The sequence below is a fragment of the Paracoccus salipaludis genome (assembly GCF_002287065.1).
GTDB classification, from domain to species: Bacteria; Pseudomonadota; Alphaproteobacteria; order Rhodobacterales; family Rhodobacteraceae; genus Paracoccus; species Paracoccus salipaludis.
In genome coordinates this window covers 119,060-136,495 of the sequence record NZ_NSJZ01000002.1, presented here as the reverse complement: position 1 = coordinate 136,495, position 17,436 = coordinate 119,060, and the positions used below count along the sequence as shown (strand labels likewise).

Here is a 17,436-nt window from a genome sequence, read left to right as displayed (position 1 = left end):
TCCGCCCCGGCAGGCCTGCGCCCGGCACAAGGTCCGGAAGGAAGATGCCCCCGGCTGCACGGGCACGCTGGTCCGCCTTGCCGCGACCGGCGGGGCTTTCTATCCTGCGCCCGATGCCCATGCGCGCCGCCCTGCCCCGCCTTTGCCTTGCCGTGCTTGCCCTGTTGCCGGCGGCCTGCGGCAGCGACGAATCCTATCCCCGGCTGCTGCCGCTGTCCGAACTGAACACTCCCCCCGCCATTCCCGCCCATGCGGCGGATGCCGCCGCCGACCCCGAGGCCGTGGGCGAGGCCCTGCGCGCCCGCCGCGCGGAAACCGCGGCCCGGGCCGCCGCCGCGCAAGGGACGGTTGCCGATCCCACCGCGCTCGGGGCGCGCGCAGGCGCCCTGCGTGAGCGCGCCGAGGCCCTGGCCCGCCGCGACCCGGCGCAAGGCGGTGCCGTGTCGGTCAGTGCGCCCGCCTCTGCGTCCCAAGCCACCCCCGAGACCGACCCGGAAACCGCCGCGCGGGCGCAGGCCCTGCGCGAGCGCGCCCGCCGGATGCTGGAAGACGGTGCGGCCCCCGCCGATCTGCCGCCCTGTCCGCCCGGCACGGCCGACCCGGCAGCCGCAGGCTGCCTGCCCCGCTGAAGCGGCCATTCACCCAGAGGATACCCATGCCTGTCATCACCTGCATCGACGACCTCAAGCGCCTGCACAAGGCGCGCACGCCACGCATGTTCTACGACTACGCGGAATCGGGCAGCTACACCGAACAGACCTTCCGCGAGAACACGACCGACTTTTCCAAGATCCGCCTGCGCCAGAAGGTGGCGGTGGACATGTCGGGCCGCAGCCTCGCGTCCGACATGGTGGGCCTGCCGGTGTCCATGCCCGTGGGCCTCGCGCCCGTGGGGATGACGGGGATGCAGCGCGCGGACGGCGAGATCAAGGCCGCCCGCGCGGCCGAGGCCTTCGGCGTGCCCTTCTGCCTGTCCACCATGTCTATCTGTTCCATCGAGGACGTGGCGCTGCACACGACCAGGCCCTTCATGTTCCAGCTTTACGTGATGAAGGACCAGGAATTCCTGGAGAACATCATCGCGCGCGCCAAGGCGGCGAACTGTTCCGCGCTGGTGCTGACACTGGACCTGCAGATCCTCGGGCAGCGGCACAAGGACCTCAGGAACGGGCTTTCGGCGCCGCCGAAGCTGACGCCCTCCTCCATCGCCGACCTCGCGACGCGCTGGCGCTGGGGGATCGAGATGCTGCAAACGAAGCGCCGCTTCTTCGGCAACATCGTGGGCCATGCCAAGGGCGTGACGGACACCGCCAACCTTGCCAGCTGGACGGCCGAGCAGTTCGACCCGCAGCTCGACTGGACCAAGATCGCCCGCATCCGCGACCTGTGGGGCGGCAAGCTGATCCTGAAGGGCATCCTGGATGCCGAGGATGCCCGCATGGCCGCCGACTTCGGCGCGGATGCCATCATCGTGTCGAACCACGGCGGGCGGCAGCTCGACGGCGCGCTCAGTTCCATCCGGATGCTGCCCGAGATCGTGGCGGCCGTGGGCGACCGGGTCGAGATCCATCTCGATTCCGGCATCCGATCGGGCCAGGACGTGCTGAAGGCCCTGGCGCTGGGGGCGCATGCGACCTGGATCGGGCGGGCCTGGGTGCATGGCCTGGGCGCGCTGGGGCAGGAAGGCGTGACCGCCGCGCTGGAGGTGATCCGCAAGGAACTGGACGTCACCATGGCGCTGTGCGGCGAACGCGACATCCGCAACGTCGGCCGCCACAACGTGCTTGTTCCCGCGGAGTGGAGCAGCGACTACGTCTGACCCGGGCGGCGGGGCGCGCCCTGCCTGCGGCGACCGCCCGCCCCGCCCCGACCAAGCACGACGCACCCCTGATCGCCGGCAGACCGGCAGGCGGCGCAGGGGTCAGAAGCGGTACCGGATCCCGATGCTGCCATATTGCACGCCGCCCCAGGCATCGCTGACCAGGCCGAACACGCCCGAACGGTGATGCAGGCGGAACAGGATCTCGCGGTCCGGGGCCTCGGGCAGGGCAAAGGTGATCTCGGGCGAGAAGAAGTGCATCAGGCGGTCGCCCGTGTCGTCCCGGGCGCGGTTGCGCTCGACGTCGGAAATGTCGCTTGCATAGTTCAGGCCGGTCGAGACCGCGACGGAGGTGACGAGAAAGCGGTCCCAGGGAAAGCCCCGATAGCGCAGATAGGCGGCGCCCCAGACCTCGGTTTCGCTCTGCCGTCCGAAGCGCTTGCCCAGGCCGACCTCCGCCTCGACCGTGAACCCCCGGCCGAGGGTGGCGACCTGGCGCGACAGGGTGAGCGCCAGGATGTGGTCGTCGCGGTAGTCCCAGGTCCAGGGCGGCTCGGGATCGGTGAGAAGGATCCGCTCCATCGAGTTCTCGACATAGGTTCCGCCATAGACCGCAACGGCGCAGTCGCCGTCGCAGGGCGCAAGCAACCGCATGTCCGCCGCAGCCGGCGCCGCGGCCAGCAACAGGATGGCGGGCGTCGCCGCCAGGAACCGCCAGCCTCGGGCCGCCATCCTCCCATCCCCCGGTGCGTCCGCGCCCGTCCATGCAGCACGAGCCGGGCGCGAATCACAAGCGCGGAAAGGACCTGCCGCCGTCCGGTCGTGATGTCGTGCAGCGCGCCCCCTCGTCCCGTGCGGTTCCGCCTTGCCAGCGCGCGGGCTTTCGGCTATGCGCGCGGCTTCCGGTCAGGCACCCTTGGAGGCTGGCCGGCTGCAACCTGAAAGGAACGAACATGGCCAAAGAGATCCAGGATCTGGTGGCCGAGGCACGCGCGGGGACAGGCAAGGGGGCCGCCCGCCACGCTCGCCGCAACGGCAAGGTGCCCGGCATTGTCTACGGTGACGGCAAGGAGCCGACTCCGATCCAGATGGACTTCAACCCCCTTCTGACCAAGCTGCGCGCCGGCCGCTTCATGTCCACGCTGTGGAACCTGAAGGTCGAGGGCCAGGACGACGTCCGCGTCATCTGCCGCGGCGTCCAGCGCGACGTGGTCAAGGACCTGCCGACGCACATCGACTTCATGCGCACGCACCGCAACTCGCTTGTGAACCTGTTCGTGCATGTCGAGTTCATCAACCACGAGGACAGCCCCGGCCTCAAGCGCGGCGGCACCCTGACCGTCGTGCGCCCGGAAGTCGAGCTGGTCGTGACCGCCGGCGACATCCCCGAGCAGATCGTCGTGGACCTGAAGGACCGCAAGATCGGCGACGTGATCCACATCAACGACATCGAGCTGCCCGCCGGCGCGAAGCCGACGATCGACCGCAACTTCGTCATCGCCAACATCACCGCGCCCTCGGGCCTGGCCGCCAGCGACGACGAAGCCGAGGAAGCCCCCGCCGAGGCCTGATCGCCACGGACGGTTGACTTTCAAGGGCGGCGCCACGGTGCCGCCCTTTCGCTTTCCTGCGCCGCCGGTTCTTCTTTCTGACCCAAATACCCCGGGGTGCGGGGCAGCGCCCCGCGGCGGCCTCTCCTTTCCCGAGCCCGCGTCACCTGCTAGATCACCCCCATGACCCAACCCATCCATATCGTCGGCGCCGGCATGGCGGGCTCCGAAGCCGCGTGGCAGGCCGCCCGGGCGGGCGTTCCCGTGATCCTGCACGAGATGCGCCCCCAGGTCGGCACCTTCGCCCATCGCACCGGCGACTGCGCCGAGATGGTCTGTTCCAACAGCTTCCGCTCGGACGACGACGTGAACAACGCCGTGGGCCAGCTGCACTGGGAGATGCGGGCGGCGGGCGGCCTCATCATGACCGCCGCCGACCGCCACAAGCTGCCCGCGGGCGGCGCGCTGGCCGTGGACCGCGACGCCTTTTCGGCCGACGTGACCGCCGCCCTCCGCGCCCATCCGCTCGTGACCATCGCGGAAGGCGAGATCACCGCCCTGCCCGAGGACGGCAACTGGATCATCGCCACCGGCCCGCTGACCTCGGCCGCCCTGGGGCAGGCCATCGCAGCTGAAACCGGGGCCGACGCGCTCGCCTTCTTCGACGCCATCGCCCCCATCGTCCATGCCGACACCATCGACATGGGCGTGGCCTGGCGGCAGTCCCGCTATGACAAGGGCGAGACCGAGGAGGAGCGGACCGCCTATATCAACTGCCCCATGACGCGGGCGGAATACGACGCCTTCATCGACGCCCTTCTGGCCGCCGAGAAGACCGAGTTCCGCGAGGGCGAGACGGCGGGCTATTTCGACGGCTGCCTGCCCATCGAGGTCATGGCCGAGCGCGGCCGCGACACCCTGCGCCACGGCCCGATGAAGCCGGTCGGGCTGACGAACGCCCACAAGCCGGGGGAAAAACCCTACGCGGTGGTCCAGCTTCGGCGGGATAACGCCCTGGGAACGCTGTACAACATCGTCGGCTTCCAGACGAAGATGAAATACGGCGCGCAGACCCAGGTCTTCCGCATGATCCCCGGACTTCAGGACGCCAGCTTCGCCCGGCTGGGCGGCATCCACCGCAACACCTTCCTGAACTCGCCCACGCTGCTGGACGACCGGATGCGGCTGCGCGCGCGACCGCACCTGCGCTTTGCCGGGCAGGTCACGGGGGTCGAGGGCTATGTCGAAAGCGCCGCCATGGGGCTGCTGGCGGGCCGCATGGCCGCCGCGCAGGCGCTGGGGCGCGACCTCGCGCCCCCGCCCGGGACGACGGCAATGGGCGCACTGGTCCACCACATCACGGGCGGGGCCGAGGCGAAGACCTTCCAGCCGATGAACGTGAACTTCGGCCTCTTCCCCCCGGTCGAGGCGAAGTCGGGCCGCCGCGGCCGCAAGGACCGCTATCCGGCCTATACGGACCGGGCGAAGCAGGACTTTTCGGCGTGGCTGTCGGCGCAGTAAGGCGGACGCGCTTTGCGCCCTCGCCCACCGGGCCGCTGCATCTGGGCCATGCCTTCGCGGCGCTGACGGCCGCCCGCCTGGCCGATCCCGGTCAGTTCCTGCTGCGGATCGAGGACATCGACCGCTCCCGCTGCCGTCCCGAATGGGAGGCTGCGATTTACGAGGACCTGCGCTGGCTGGGGCTTTCATGGCCGCAGCCGGTCATGCGCCAGTCCGACCGGCTGCCCGCCTACCGCGCGGCGCTGGACCGGCTGGCGGGGATGGGCTTGCTTTATCCCTGCCGCTGCCGCCGTGCCGACATCGCGGCAGCGCTGTCCGCCCCGCAGGAAGGCGTGATCGGTCCTGATGGCCCGGTCTATCCTGGCACCTGCCGGGGACGGTCCATGGAGGACGCGGGCCCGGAGGACGCGATCCGGCTGGACGTGCGCCGCGCCTTTGACCACCTCGGCCTTGACCGCATCGGCTTTCACGACGAGGCGGTTCTGCCCGGACAGCGCCATGACCTGACCGCCGAGGATTTCATCGCCGGTGTGGGCGACGTGGTGCTGGCACGGCGGGGCATGGGGACGAGCTATCACCTGTCGGTCGTGGTGGACGACGCCGCGCAGGGCATCACGCTGGTCACGCGCGGCAAGGACCTGTTCGATTCTACGTATATCCACGCGCTTCTTCAGGCGCTGCTGGGCCTGCCGCTGCCGCTTTACCACCACCACCGCCTGATCCGTGACGACGCCGGCAAGCGGCTGGCCAAGCGCGACGACGCCCGCGCGATCCGTCTTTACCGGGCCGAGGGCGCCTCGCCGGCGGACATTGCTGCGGCGGTCGGCCTGCAGGAGGCGGGCGACAGTCCTGCGTCGCTGCCGCATGGGTATTTGGGTCAGGAAGAAGACCCTTGAGGCGGCTTCAGGCTTCGGGCGCCATGAGTTCGACCTCGGCGCCGTCGCGCACGGCGGTGTAGAAGCAGGTCCGGCGGTTGGTGTGGCAGGCGGGGCCGGACTGGTCCACCAGCACCAGCAGGCAGTCTCGGTCGCAGTCGAGCCGCATCTCGACCAGCCGCTGCACATGGCCCGAGCTTTCGCCCTTGACCCAGAAGGCCGCCCGCGAGCGCGACCAGTAGGTGACGCGGCCGGTCTCGAGCGTGCGGGCGACGGCCTCGGCGTTCATCCAGGCCAGCATCAGCACCTCGCCCGAGGCATGGTCCTGCGCGATGGCCGGGATCAGGCCGTTCGCGTCGAAACGCAGGGTCGCGGGGTCGAACATCGGTTTTCCTTTCACGCTCGGATGCCTATCTAGCGGGCGGACGGTGTGGGGAAAAGCGATGGCCGACGACGATCTGATGGCGCTCTATTCGCGCAGGCTGCTGGCGCTGGCGGCGGATATCCCGCACCTGGGCCGCCTGCCCGCGCCGACCGGATCGGCCACGCGCCGCTCGCCCCAATGCGGTTCCACGGTGACGGCGCATGTGGTCGTCGCGGATGGGGTCGTGACCGACTTCGCGCAGGAGGTGCGGGCCTGCGCGCTGGGGCAGGCCTCGGCCGCCGTGCTGGGCGGCGCGGTCCTCGGGCGGACCCCGGCCGAGTTGGCAGCAGGCCGTGATGCATTGCGCGCGATGCTGACGGAAGGCGCTCCCGCGCCAGACGAACCCTTCGCGGCTGCCGAGGCATTGACCCCGGCGCGGGATTTCCCGAACCGCCACGCCTCGATCCTGCTGGCCTGGGAGGCCGCGGCCGAGGCCGCAGGCGCCTAGACCGGCGGAGAAGTCCGTTCGGGGTTGATGCCCGCAAGTTCGCGGAACTCGGGCGGGGCGCGGCCCAGCAGTTCCTCGGCCAGGTCGCGGCCCATCTCGATGCCGTCGCTGACAAGCCCGCGCCGCTCGCCCCGGACCGACAGCGAGCCGTCGGGCAGCAGGATCTCGCCCCGCAGCCACAGGTTCTCGCCGTCAAGCTCGGCCAAGCCCGCCAAGGGCGTCTCGCAGGAGCCGTCGAGGCGGCGCAGGAAGGCGCGTTCCGCCGTCACCCGCAGCGTCGTGGGCAGGTCCGAGATGGTGGCCAGCATCGCTGCCGCGATCACGTCGTCCTTGCGCCGTTCCACCCCGATGGCGCCTTGGGCCACGGCGGGCAGCATCTCCTCGGGCGTAATCGCGCTGCGGACCACGTTCAGCATCCCCAGCCGCGTCAGGCCCGCCATGGCGAGAAAGGTCGCCTCGGCCACCCCTTCATCGAGCTTGCGCATCCGCGTCTGCACGTTGCCCCGGAACTCGACCAGCGTCAGGTCGGGCCGGTAATGGATCAGCTGCGCCCGGCGCCGCAGGCTCGACGAGCCGACAAGCGTGCCCGCCGGAAGCTCGGCAATGGAGCCCCAGCGGCGGCTGACGAAGGCGTCGCGCACGTCCTCGCGCGGCAGGTAGCAGTCGATGATCAGCCCTTCCGGCTGCAGGACCGGCATGTCCTTCATCGAGTGGACGGCGATGTCGATGCGTTGGTCGAGCAGCGCGTCCTCGATCTCGCGGGTGAACAGGCCCTTGCCGCCGATCTCGCGCAGGGGACGGTCCAGCACGCGGTCGCCGGTGGTCTTGATGACCACGATCTCGAAGGCGTCGGCGGGCAGGTCATGCGCGGCGGCCAGCCGGTCGCGCGTTTCATGCGCCTGCGCGAGCGCCAGCGCCGAGCCGCGCGTGCCGATCCGAAGGGGGCGGTCGGGGGTGGGTAAAGCGTCCATGCGGAATGGGTTATCCCTGCCCTGCCCGCTTGACAACCACGCTGCGGCGGAAGGGCGCAGGCCAGCGCCCGCGACCCGCCAAGCTTGCAAGCCGGGCCCGGCCTTGCGACAAGGCCGCATGACACAGGATCCCCGCCCCGAACCGCAGCAAAGCCCCGCCAAGACCATCCTGCGCGCCCTTGCGGGCGAGCGCCAGCCGGTGCCGCCGATCTGGATGATGCGGCAGGCCGGGCGCTATCTGCCCGAATACCGCGCGACCCGCGCGCAGGCGGGGGATTTCCTGTCGCTGTGCTACACGCCGGACCTTGCGGCCGAGGTCACGCTGCAACCCATCCGCCGCTATGGCTTCGACGCGGCGATCCTGTTCGCCGACATCCTGCTGATCCCGCAGGCGCTGGGGATGGACCTTTGGTTCGTGACGGGCGAAGGCCCGCGGCTGTCCACCGTCACCACGCCCGGGGAACTGGCCGCGCTGAAGCCCGCCGAGGCCATCCACGAGACGCTGTCGCCCGTCTATGAAACCGTCCGCATCCTGTCGCGGGAACTTCCGCGCGAAACGACGCTGATCGGCTTCGCGGGCGCGCCCTGGACGGTGGCGACCTACATGATCGCCGGGCGCGGCACGCGCGACCAGGGCCCGGCCCATGCCTTGAAGCAGGCCGACCGCGCCACCTTCCAGGGCATCATCGACCGCGTGACCGAGGCGACCGTCCTTTACCTCTCTGCGCAGATCGAGGCGGGGGCCGAGGTCGTCAAGCTGTTCGACAGCTGGGCGGGCAGCCTGCACGGTCAGGACTTCGACGATTTCGCCGTCGCGCCCGCGCGCCGGATCATCGCCGCGCTGAAGCAGCGTCATCCGCATGTCCCCGTGATCGCCTTTCCGCGCGAGGCGGGCGATCGCTACGTGGGCTTTGCCAAGGCCACGGGGGCGGACTGCGTGGCGCTGGACAACTCGGTGTCTGCCGAATGGGCCGCGCGGCATGTCCAGACGGACGGCTGCGTGCAGGGAAACCTTGCGCCCGGCCACATGGTCACGGGCGGGCCGGCCCTGGTGGACGCGACGCGGGCCATCGTGCGCGCCTTCTCGGGCGGGCCCCATATCTTCAACCTCGGCCACGGGATCACGCCCGACGCGGACCCCGAGAACGTGGCCCTGATGATCCGCACGGTACGCGAGGGGGCCTGAGCCGATGTGGGTCGCCGCGACCTTGGTCGCCGCCCTGGCGCAGACGGGGCGCAACGCGGCGCAGGCCGGGCTGACCGCGCGCATCGGGACCATGGGCGCGACGGGGGTGCGGTTCCTCTTCGGCCTGCCCTTCGCCATCCTGTTCCTGGGACTGGTGGCGCTGGCCGAGCCGGTGCCCGCCCTGACCGCGACCGCGTTTGGGTATGCCGCGATGGGCGCCGTGTCGCAGGTGGCGGCGACCGCGCTGATGCTGACGGCCATGCAGCGGCGCGGCTTTGCGGTGGCGACCGCGCTGATCAAGACCGAGCCGGTGACGCTTGCCATCCTCGGCGCGGCCCTGCTGGCCGAGCCGCTGACCCCGGCCCGCCTTGGCGCCATCGCCGTGGCCACGGCCGGGGTGCTGGCGATGTCGGGCGGAGGCTGGCGGCGGGCGGGCGCAGGTCCCGCAGCGCTGGCCGTGCTGGCGGGCGGGCTGTTCGGCCTGTCGGCCATCGGCTTCCGCGGCGGCATCCTGTCCTTGCCCCACGGCGGCGAACTGATCCGGGCGACCACGATCCTTGTTCTGTCGCTGGCGCTGCAGACGGCACTGGTCGGCGTCTGGCTCGCGCTGCGCGACCGCCCGGCCCTGCGGGGGATGGTGGCTGCTTGGCGCGAGTCGCTGGGCGCGGGGTTCCTCGGCGCGCTGGCCTCGCAGTTCTGGTTTCTGGCCTTCGCGCTGGCCCTTGCGGCCAACGTGCGGACGCTGGCGCTGGTCGAGGTGGTCTTCGCCGCCGCCGTCTCGCGTCACCGGCGCGAGGCGCTGGGCCCGCGCCAGCTTGCCGGCATGGCGCTGATCGTCGCGGGCGTGGGCTGGTTGATGTGGACGACGCGCTGAGGGCTCAGACCCACTTCGCCAGCGGCGGCAGGCTCATCAGCACGGCGTCGGCATTGTGGCCGGTTTCCAGCCCGAACTTGGTCCCCCGGTCGTAGACGAGGTTGTATTCGGCATAAAGCCCGCGGTGAACCAGCTGGGCGTCGCGGTGCTCGGGTTCCCATTCCTGCACCATCCGCCTGCGGACCAGCGGCAGGAACGCGGGCAGGAAGGCCTCGCCCACCCTGCGGGTGAAGGCGAAGTCGGCCTGCCAGTCGCCGGTGTTCAGATCGTCGTAGAAGATGCCGCCCACGCCCCGCGCGCGCCCGCGATGGGGGATAAAGAAATACTCGTCCGCCCAGGCCTTGAAGCGGTCGTAGTAATCGGCGCCGTGCGGGGCGCAGGCCTCGCGCAGCGTGTCGTGGAAATGCGCGGTGTCCTCAGGGTATTCGAGGCAGGGGTTCAGGTCCGACCCGCCCCCGAACCACCAGGCCGACGGCGTCCAGAACATCCGGGTGTTCATGTGGACGGCGGGCACATGGGGGTTCTGCATGTGGGCGACCAGGCTGATGCCGCTGGCCCAGAAGCGCGGGTCCTCGGCGATCCCCGGCACGCCGCGCGCGGCCATGGCGGATTGCGCGCGCGGGGCAAGCGTGCCGTGCACCTCGGACCAGTTCACGCCGACCTTCTCGAAGACGCGGCCGCCGCGCATGACCGACATGATGCCGCCGCCGCCGTCCTCGGCCCGCTCGGTCGGGGTGACGGTGAAGCGGCCGGGCGGCGCATCGGACAGGGCCTCGTCCTCCAGCCCCTCGAAGGCTGCCACGATTCGGTCGCGCAGGCTGCGGAACCATTCGGCCGCCGCGCGGCGTTCGTCGGTCATGTCCATGGACCGGCCCCCCTTTCGTGAATTGCGGCACAGAATGGCGCGCGCTAGGATTCCTTCAATCTGATTAGAGGCGCCGCCGATGAGCCGCAACCTGACCCTGACCGCGCTGGCCTGCCTGGCGCTGGCGGCCTGCGGGACCCCGCAGGAACAGTGCATCAGCCGCAACACCGACGAATATCGCACCGTCGCGCGTCTGCTGGCGCAGGTCGAGGGGAACCTTGCGCGCGGCTATGCCTGGGACGAGCGGGTGGTCACGCGGACCGACTTCGACTTCTGTCCGACCCTTGTGCGCGACCTCGACGGCGAGGACGTGCTGGTCCATCGCAGCTGCTGGCGCGACGTGGCCGACACCGAGGTCTTCCGGGTGCCGATCGATCCGGTGATCGAACAGCGCAAGGCCGACAACCTGCGCAGCCGCCTGGCGGCGCTGCGCCCGGATGCGGAACGCGCCGTGCAGGCCTGCCGCGCGGCCTATCCGCAGGAAGGCTAGCGCCGCTTCGGACGCCCCGCCCCGGTTGCGGTGATGACCTTGAAGCGGTTGTCGCCGCCGATCTCCTGCACGTCGGCGAACAGTTCCGACAGCGCGGCCTCGTAGGGCAGGTGCCGGTTGGCGACCATCCAGAGCCGCCCGGCCCCGGTCAGAAGCCCCGCCGCCGCGCGGATGAAGCGCGCGCCAAGATGGGGGTCGGCGGCCCGGCCCTCGTGGAAGGGCGGGTTCATGACGACGCCGTTCACAGGCTCGGGCAGGCGGAAGGTGGTGGCGTCGGCCCAGTGAAATCGCGCCCGGGGGTCCGTCACGTTGCGGCGCGCGCAGTCCAGCGCAGCGTGATCGGCCTCGACCAGATGCAGGACCTCGACGCCGGGGTGGCGGAGCACCTGCGCCGAAAGCCACCCCCAGCCCGCGCCCAGGTCGACCATGCGCGTGGGCAGGCGGTCCGGCAGGCAGGCCGCCAGCGCCACCGAGGCCGGGTCGGGCCCGTCGGCGGAAAAGACGCCCGGCGCGGTGACGAAGCCGCCGTCCACCGTCCGTTCGGCCCCCGTCCAGTCGGGGGGCAGCCAGTCGCCGGCCGGAACGGTCACGCGGAAGATCTTTCCATGCGCGCGGGACTGCACCTGATCGACCGGGGCCAGCGTCCGCAACTCGCGCAGCATGGCATCGACGCCGTCCGTCTTCTGTCCGTCGATCCACAAGGCCGCGCCTTCCTCCAGCGCGGCGGCGGCGGCGGCGACCCGCGCCCGCGCCTCGGCCCGCGCGCGGGGCAGGAAGACCACGGCGGCGTCCGCCCGGTCCTCGACCGCCGTCCGCACGCGGAACCCCTGCGCCGCCGCCGAATCATGGGCGGGACGGAATCCCTGCACAACCGTGGTGCGAGCCGGATCGAACCCCGCGAGGTCCCCCGGCCCTGCCCCGACCAGCAGCACCGCGCCCGCGATCGGGTCGATCAGTTCAAGCCGAGAACCCGCCACTTATTCCTTTTCCATCGTGCATTGCAGCGGATGCTGCTGGCGGCGCGCAAGCTCCATCACCTGCGCGACCTTTGTTTCGGCGATCTCGTGGGAAAAGACCCCGACGACGGCCACGCCCTTGCGATGGACGGTCAGCATGATCTCGATCGCCTGTGCGTGGGTCATGCCGAACAGGCGTTCGAGGATATGGACCACGAACTCCATCGGCGTGAAATCGTCGTTCAGCAACAGCACCTTGTAAAGCGGGGGGCGCTGCGTCTTGGGCTTGGTCCGGGTGGCAAGATCGACATCCTCCCTGCCCTTCGAAGGCGGATCGGTCATGCGCGGGAAATCGGTCGTCAGCGTCACGAGCGGCAAGTCCTGAACGGGCGGGTTGCCGGGGAATATAGGGACGGCGCGGCCCGAGGAAAAGGCTGACGAACCTTCCGCGCCCGAAAGGTCGCAGCATGGCAAATACGCGGTTCCCGCAGCGCGTGTGGCGTGCTATTCTGGGTTTGTTAAGGAAGGGCGTGCAATCAAGAACGCGCCCGCAGGCAGAGAGACCGGGACAGTGCAAATTCTTCATCGAACCCTGATCGCGGGGTGGATTGCCTTGGTCGGCGCCCTTGTGCCGCTGACCGCGTCCGCCGCCCCCTTCGCGGCCTTTGTCATGGACGGGCGGACGGGCAAGGAAATCTATTCGCAGAACGCCGATGCGCGGCTGCATCCGGCATCGCTGACCAAGATGATGACGCTTTACATGGCCTTCACGGCGATCGAGCGGGGTCAGGTCCGGCTGGACTCCAAGTTCACGGTCACACCGCACGCGGCGGGCCAGCCGCCTTCGCGCCTCGGGCTGCGGGCAGGCCAGAAGATCGAGCTGCGCTATCTCATCCGCGCGGCGGCGGTGAAATCGGCCAACGACGCCGCCACCGCCATCGGCGAGGGGCTTGCCGGGTCCGAGGCGAAGTTCGGCCAGCAGATGACCGCCATGGCCCGCGCGCTCGGCATGAGGAACAGCACCTTCCGCAACGCCAACGGGCTGACGCAGGAAGGGCATTATTCCAGCGCCCGCGACCTTTCGACCCTGGGCCGGCGGCTGTTCTATGATTTCCCGCAGTATTATTCGATCTTCTCGCGCCGCTCGGCGGATGCGGGCATCGCCACCGTGTCCAGCACCAACAAGCGCTTCCTGGACAGCTACCAGGGCGCGGACGGGATCAAGACCGGCTACACGCGGGCCGCGGGCTTCAACCTGACCGCCTCGGCGCAGCGCGGGTCCAAGCGGATCATCGCGACCGTGATGGGCGGGCAGTCGACCGCGCAGCGCAATGCGATCATGGCGCAGCTTCTGGATACCGGCTTCGGCAAGGCGCCGACGCGGGTGAAGGAGATCCGCCCCGAGGCGCCCGCCTATATCGTGGAACGCAAGCGCAGCGTGCAGGTGGCCCGCGCCGAGGCGCCCGCCCCCGCGCCCGTGGCTGCGGCCCGGCCGGTGAAGGGATCGACCGTCCCGGTCGCGGCAGCGCCCCGGCAGGCCGAGGCGCCTGCCCGCGTCGAGGCCGCTCCCGTCGTGGCGCAGGCCAGCGTCGGCTCGGCCCGGCCCGTGCGGCGGCCGGCAGGCGCCGCGGCATCCGTCAAGCTGGCCTCGGCCGAGCCTGCCGCGATCGAGGCCGCGGTGAAGCTTGCCAGCACCGATGCGGCCCCTCCGCCCGCCCCGCGCCCCGGCCCTGCCGCCCAGGCCAAGGCGCCGCGCACGCTGGGGTCCACCTTTGCGGCGGCCGAGCCGAAGGAGGCCGCGCCCAAGGCCGCAGAAGCGCCGCAGGCCAGCACGAAGCTGGTCGCCTCGTCAAAGCCCGTCCGCAAGTCCGACGCCGTGATCCTGGCGGCGATGGAGGAAGAAGGCGACCGGTCCGAGCCCGAGGCGATGCAGATCGTCTCGCGCCCTTCGACCAAGGGCCGCGGCAACCACGGCATCACGCTGGGCCGCTTCGAGACCAAGGCCGAGGCCGAGCAGCTTCTGCTGCGCATCGCCCTGCAGGAAAGCGCCGTGCTGAACAACGCCACCCGCCGGGTCGGCAACACCCCCAAGGGGTGGGAGGCGAATTTCTCGGGCCTGACCAGCGACGCGGCGCAGCTTGCCTGCGACAAGCTTGCCGCCCGTTCGCAGCGCTGCACGGTGCTGGGGAACTGAGCGGTCCGAACCCGCAGGATGCGAAAGCCCGGCTCACGCCGGGCTTTTTTATTTGCGGTGCCAAGGCAGCGAGGGGCGGCGACTGCCCTGGAAGGAAGGCCGCAGGCAGCGCGGTCAGAGCGGCGCGCAGCCTGTGACCGGGCAAGCGGCCGGTGAGCTGCAGGGGCCTGACACGAGCGGCAGCGGGAGGCCACGGAGCTGGCCGGCGGCTCTGCCCCTCCCCTGCCCCGAGGCCGGGTGCGGTCCTTGAACTGTCACCGAAAAGCAGGCCCGAGGGTCGAGGCCGCACGGCGGGCCGATCCATCCTGAACCAGGCTCATGCACCGGCGCCGACGCTTGGAAGTGGTCCCTCGCGGGGGCTTCATCACGGCAGCGGCCGGGAGGCCGACGCCGGTGTGCTGCCCGATTAAGCCCGAGCGACCGACCGGCTCACAAGACCTTCAAGGGCCCCGCAGTCCCGCATCACGGCTTGGGACGGTCGTCCCATTCGTCGCTGAGGATGCGCTGCGCGTCGCCCTTGGGGTCCTCGTACTGCCGGTTGCGCAGCGCCCAGACAAAGGCCCCGAGTCCGAGGCCACCCAGCCCCAGCGACACGGGAATGAGGTAAACCAGCACCTCCATCAGCGCAGCCTCAGTGCGTTCAGGGTCACGCTGACGGAACTCAGCGACATGGCCAGCGCGGCGATCAGCGGCGTGGCCAGCCCCGCCAGTGCGAAGGGCACCGCGACGACGTTGTAAAGGATCGAGAGCGCGAAATTCTCCCGGATGCGCCGGATCGAGGCGCGGGCCACGCCCACAGCATCGGCGACAGGGCCGAGGTCCCGACCGACCAGCACCATGTCGGACGCGACCCGCGCCGCATCCAGTGCGCTTGCGGGCGAGATCGAGGCATGAGCCGAGGCCAGCGCCGCCGTGTCGTTCAGACCGTCGCCCACCATCAGGACATGGCGGCCCTGCGCGGACAGTTCGGCCACGGTGGCGGCCTTTTCCTGGGGCGTGACGCCGGCCCGCCATTCCTCGACCCCCAGCCGCGCGGCGATGTCGCGCACGGCGCCCGCGCCGTCGCCCGACAGGATCATCACGCGCAGGCCCGCATGGCGCAGGCGCGCCACCGCCTTGTCGGCGCCCGGACGCAGGCTGTCGGTGAAGTCGATGCGATGCACCCGGCTGCCGATCCGCAGCCAGGTCGCGGCGCCCGGCGCCTCGTCATCTGCCCCAACCCAGTCGGCGCGGCCGAGCCGCACGGGATTGCCCTGCCAGCGCGCCTCGACGCCATAGCCCGGAACCTCGCGCAGGTCCTCGACCTCTGCCGCCTGCCCCTCGATACCGGCCACGATAGCGCGGGACAGGGGATGGGCGGAGCCGCCCGCCAGCGCCAGCGCCACGGCGCGGCCCTCGGCGTCAAGGTCGGCCCCGGCGACCTGCGGCGTGCCCATGGTCAGGGTGCCCGTCTTGTCGAAGACCACGGTATCGACCTCGGCCAGCCGTTCCAGCGCGGTGCCGTCCTTGATCAGCAGCCCTTCGCGGAACAGCCGACCGGAGGCCGCCGTGATGACAGCCGGCACCGCCAGCCCCAGCGCGCAGGGGCAGGTGATGATCAGCACCGCCGCCGCCACGTTCACCGCGACCCGCACGTCGCGGGTCAGCCACAGCCAGCCCAGGAAGCTCGCCAGCGCCAGCAGGTGGACGGCGGGCGCATAGCTGCGGCTCGCCCGGTCGGCGATCGAGGTATAGCGCCCGCGCGCCGATTCCGCCGCCGCGACCAGCGCGGTCAGGCGCGACAGCGAACTGTCGCGCCCGGCCGCCGTCACCTGCAGCGTCAGCGGACCGGTCAGGTTCACCTCGCCCGCCGACAGCGCGGCGCCGGGACGCGCGGCGACGGGCACGGACTCGCCCGTCAGCAGCGAGCGGTCGATCTCGGACGCGCCCGCCGTCACCACGCCGTCCGCCGGAACGCGGCCACCGGGACGCACCAGGATCAGGTCGCCGGGGCGCAGGTCGGCCACGGGCACGGTTTCCTCGGCGACGTCGCGCAACAGGATGGCGCGCGGCACCTCGAGCGCGGTCAGCTCCTCGGCGGCGGACCGGGCCACGGCGCGGGTGCGATAGTCGAGATAGCGCCCGACTAGAAGGAAGAAGCACAGCATCACCACGCCGTCGAAATAGGCGTGAGGGCCGCTGTTCCAGGTCTCGAAGACGGAAATGGCGCTGGCGAGGATCAGCGCCAGCGAGATCGGCACGTCCATGCCGAGCCGTCCGGCGCGCAGCGCCCGCCAGGCGCTGGCGAAGAAGGGCTGGCCGGCAAAGGCCACGGTCGGCAGGGCGATGGCGCCCGAGATCATGTGGAACAGGTCGCGGGTCGCGGCATCCGCGCCCGACCAGACCGCGACCGACAGGATCATGATGTTCATGGAGGCAAAGCCCGCGACCCCGATCCGCATCAGCAGGTCGCGCCCCTGCCGGTCGGCCGCGGTGGCCGTCAGCGCGCCGGGGTCGAGTTCATGCGCCTCGTAGCCGATGCGGTCGAGCACGGGGATCAGGTCGTCGGCCGTGACGCCCTCGGCATCGACGACGACGCGGCGCAGGGACAGGTTCACCCGCGCGGCGCGCACGCCCGGAACGGCCGACAGCGCGCGTTCCACGTCGGTGATGCAGGCCGCGCAATGAGCCGTCGGCAGCGACAGGATCACGTCGCCCCGCACCGGCCCCGAGCGCGCGAGCCGCCCCGCCAGGGGGGCCACGTCGCAGGCGGGGCAGGCGCCGAGGCGGCTTTCGAAGTCGGTGGAAACGTCCGTCATCACTTCACCCGGTTGCCGGCGTAATGGTCGATGCGCTGCCGGAAGACCGTCCCGTCCCAGGCCTCGGCCGTCACGTTGATGTTCCAGATGCCGGGCGCCAGCGTCAACGCCGCCCGGAAGATGCCGTTCTCGTAGATGAAGCGCGGCGTCTGGTCCTCGCGCACATGGGTCGGGCGGCCGACGGTGGCCGTCAGCGACCTGACGCGGGCGGGGTTGCCCTGCGCGTCCCGGACCAGCAGCGTCAGCTCTCGTCCGTTGTATTCGGGCGTCACGGTCCAGCCGAGCGCGGCCTGCGCCGCCCGATCACGGTCGAAACGCTGCGAGGCGACATAGCTGTTGGGCGTTTCCAGCCCCGGGAAGGTGCTGACGGCCTTGACGGCCATCACCATGTTGACCGCGATGATGACCCCGAAGGCCGCCAGCGTGATGGCCAGCACGTGCCGGCCCGTCAGTTCCCGTGCCATT

At 70.9% G+C, this 17,436-nt stretch carries 19 protein-coding genes; 10 read left to right on the top strand and 9 right to left on the bottom strand.

The window, feature by feature from the left end; all coding sequences use genetic code 11:
* Positions 1-113 precede the first annotated feature (113 nt).
* Together CK240_RS03315 and CK240_RS03310 are read left to right on the top strand one after the other, a co-directional pair.
* Positions 114-629: a hypothetical protein gene (locus CK240_RS03315; protein WP_095638915.1), complete on the top strand. Its 516-nt coding sequence runs from the start codon at positions 114-116 to the stop codon at positions 627-629.
* Between the two features lie 26 nt (positions 630-655).
* Positions 656-1,819: an alpha-hydroxy acid oxidase gene (locus CK240_RS03310; protein ID WP_095638914.1), complete on the top strand. Its 1,164-nt coding sequence runs from the start codon at positions 656-658 to the stop codon at positions 1,817-1,819.
* A 102-nt stretch (positions 1,820-1,921) separates the two neighbouring features.
* Here CK240_RS03310 and CK240_RS03305 read toward each other — a convergent pair whose 3' ends face one another.
* A complete protein-coding gene (locus tag CK240_RS03305; RefSeq protein ID WP_095638913.1) occupies positions 1,922-2,551 on the bottom strand; it encodes a hypothetical protein in 630 nt (209 codons plus the stop codon).
* 221 nt (positions 2,552-2,772) lie between these two features.
* On the opposite strand from CK240_RS03305, the gene CK240_RS03300 reads away from it, so the two are divergent.
* The 3 genes from CK240_RS03300 to gluQRS all read left to right on the top strand — a co-directional run bounded on the left by CK240_RS03300 (position 2,773) and on the right by gluQRS (position 5,786).
* On the top strand, positions 2,773-3,390 hold the full coding sequence (locus CK240_RS03300) for a 50S ribosomal protein L25/general stress protein Ctc (protein ID WP_095638912.1): 618 nt from the start codon (positions 2,773-2,775) through the stop codon (positions 3,388-3,390).
* A 162-nt stretch (positions 3,391-3,552) separates the two neighbouring features.
* Positions 3,553-4,890 (top strand): methylenetetrahydrofolate--tRNA-(uracil(54)-C(5))-methyltransferase (FADH(2)-oxidizing) TrmFO, encoded by a 1,338-nt coding sequence (trmFO, locus tag CK240_RS03295; protein ID WP_095638911.1) that lies wholly within the window; start codon positions 3,553-3,555, stop codon positions 4,888-4,890.
* Entirely contained in the window at positions 4,872-5,786 is a 915-nt protein-coding gene (gluQRS, locus tag CK240_RS03290) for a tRNA glutamyl-Q(34) synthetase GluQRS (protein ID WP_095638910.1), read from the top strand. The genes trmFO and gluQRS overlap by 19 nt, the downstream gene beginning before the upstream one ends.
* 7 nt (positions 5,787-5,793) lie before the next feature.
* On the opposite strand, the gene hisI is transcribed toward gluQRS, so the two are convergent.
* Entirely contained in the window at positions 5,794-6,150 is a 357-nt protein-coding gene (gene hisI / locus CK240_RS03285) for a phosphoribosyl-AMP cyclohydrolase (RefSeq protein WP_095638909.1), read from the bottom strand.
* A 58-nt stretch (positions 6,151-6,208) separates the two neighbouring features.
* Here hisI and CK240_RS03280 point away from each other — a divergent pair, with 58 nt between their 5' ends.
* Positions 6,209-6,637 (top strand): iron-sulfur cluster assembly scaffold protein, encoded by a 429-nt coding sequence (locus CK240_RS03280; RefSeq protein ID WP_090754375.1) that lies wholly within the window; start codon positions 6,209-6,211, stop codon positions 6,635-6,637.
* Here CK240_RS03280 and hemC read toward each other — a convergent pair.
* On the bottom strand, positions 6,634-7,608 hold the full coding sequence (hemC, locus tag CK240_RS03275; RefSeq protein WP_095638908.1) for a hydroxymethylbilane synthase: 975 nt from the start codon (positions 7,606-7,608) through the stop codon (positions 6,634-6,636). The genes CK240_RS03280 and hemC overlap by 4 nt on opposite strands.
* Positions 7,609-7,726: 118 nt before the next feature.
* On the opposite strand from hemC, the gene hemE reads away from it, so the two are divergent.
* Together hemE and CK240_RS03265 are read left to right on the top strand one after the other, a co-directional pair.
* On the top strand, positions 7,727-8,794 hold the full coding sequence (hemE, locus tag CK240_RS03270; protein ID WP_095638907.1) for a uroporphyrinogen decarboxylase: 1,068 nt from the start codon (positions 7,727-7,729) through the stop codon (positions 8,792-8,794).
* Between the two features lie 4 nt (positions 8,795-8,798).
* Positions 8,799-9,668: an EamA family transporter gene (locus CK240_RS03265; RefSeq protein WP_095638906.1), complete on the top strand. Its 870-nt coding sequence runs from the start codon at positions 8,799-8,801 to the stop codon at positions 9,666-9,668.
* A 4-nt stretch (positions 9,669-9,672) separates the two neighbouring features.
* Here CK240_RS03265 and hemF read toward each other — a convergent pair whose 3' ends face one another.
* A complete protein-coding gene (hemF, locus tag CK240_RS03260; RefSeq protein ID WP_095638905.1) occupies positions 9,673-10,533 on the bottom strand; it encodes an oxygen-dependent coproporphyrinogen oxidase in 861 nt (286 codons plus the stop codon).
* Between the two features lie 79 nt (positions 10,534-10,612).
* Between hemF and CK240_RS03255 the strand changes: the two genes are divergently transcribed.
* Positions 10,613-11,023, top strand: coding sequence for a hypothetical protein (locus CK240_RS03255; protein WP_095638904.1), 411 nt, complete (start codon positions 10,613-10,615; stop codon positions 11,021-11,023).
* Here the strand turns inward: CK240_RS03255 and CK240_RS03250 are convergent.
* Together CK240_RS03250 and clpS are read right to left on the bottom strand one after the other, a co-directional pair.
* Positions 11,020-12,000: a class I SAM-dependent methyltransferase gene (locus CK240_RS03250; protein ID WP_095638903.1), complete on the bottom strand. Its 981-nt coding sequence runs from the start codon at positions 11,998-12,000 to the stop codon at positions 11,020-11,022. The genes CK240_RS03255 and CK240_RS03250 overlap by 4 nt on opposite strands.
* A complete protein-coding gene (clpS, locus tag CK240_RS03245; protein WP_095639232.1) occupies positions 12,001-12,321 on the bottom strand; it encodes an ATP-dependent Clp protease adapter ClpS in 321 nt (106 codons plus the stop codon).
* 271 nt (positions 12,322-12,592) lie between these two features.
* Here clpS and CK240_RS03240 point away from each other — a divergent pair, with 271 nt between their 5' ends.
* On the top strand, positions 12,593-14,173 hold the full coding sequence (locus tag CK240_RS03240; RefSeq protein WP_338048841.1) for a D-alanyl-D-alanine carboxypeptidase family protein: 1,581 nt from the start codon (positions 12,593-12,595) through the stop codon (positions 14,171-14,173).
* Between the two features lie 462 nt (positions 14,174-14,635).
* Here CK240_RS03240 and ccoS read toward each other — a convergent pair whose 3' ends face one another.
* The 3 genes from ccoS to CK240_RS03225 are packed head-to-tail and all read right to left on the bottom strand — an operon-like array spanning position 14,636 to position 17,435.
* Positions 14,636-14,794, bottom strand: a complete 159-nt coding sequence (gene ccoS / locus CK240_RS03235) for a cbb3-type cytochrome oxidase assembly protein CcoS (protein WP_095638902.1) — start codon at positions 14,792-14,794, stop codon at positions 14,636-14,638.
* Positions 14,794-16,971 carry a heavy metal translocating P-type ATPase gene (locus CK240_RS03230; RefSeq protein ID WP_095638901.1) on the bottom strand — a complete coding sequence of 726 codons (2,178 nt, stop codon included), beginning with the start codon at positions 16,969-16,971 and terminating at the stop codon, positions 14,794-14,796. The genes ccoS and CK240_RS03230 overlap by 1 nt, the downstream gene beginning before the upstream one ends.
* Positions 16,971-17,435: a FixH family protein gene (locus CK240_RS03225; protein WP_095638900.1), complete on the bottom strand. Its 465-nt coding sequence runs from the start codon at positions 17,433-17,435 to the stop codon at positions 16,971-16,973. The genes CK240_RS03230 and CK240_RS03225 overlap by 1 nt, the downstream gene beginning before the upstream one ends.
* Position 17,436 lies beyond the last annotated feature (1 nt).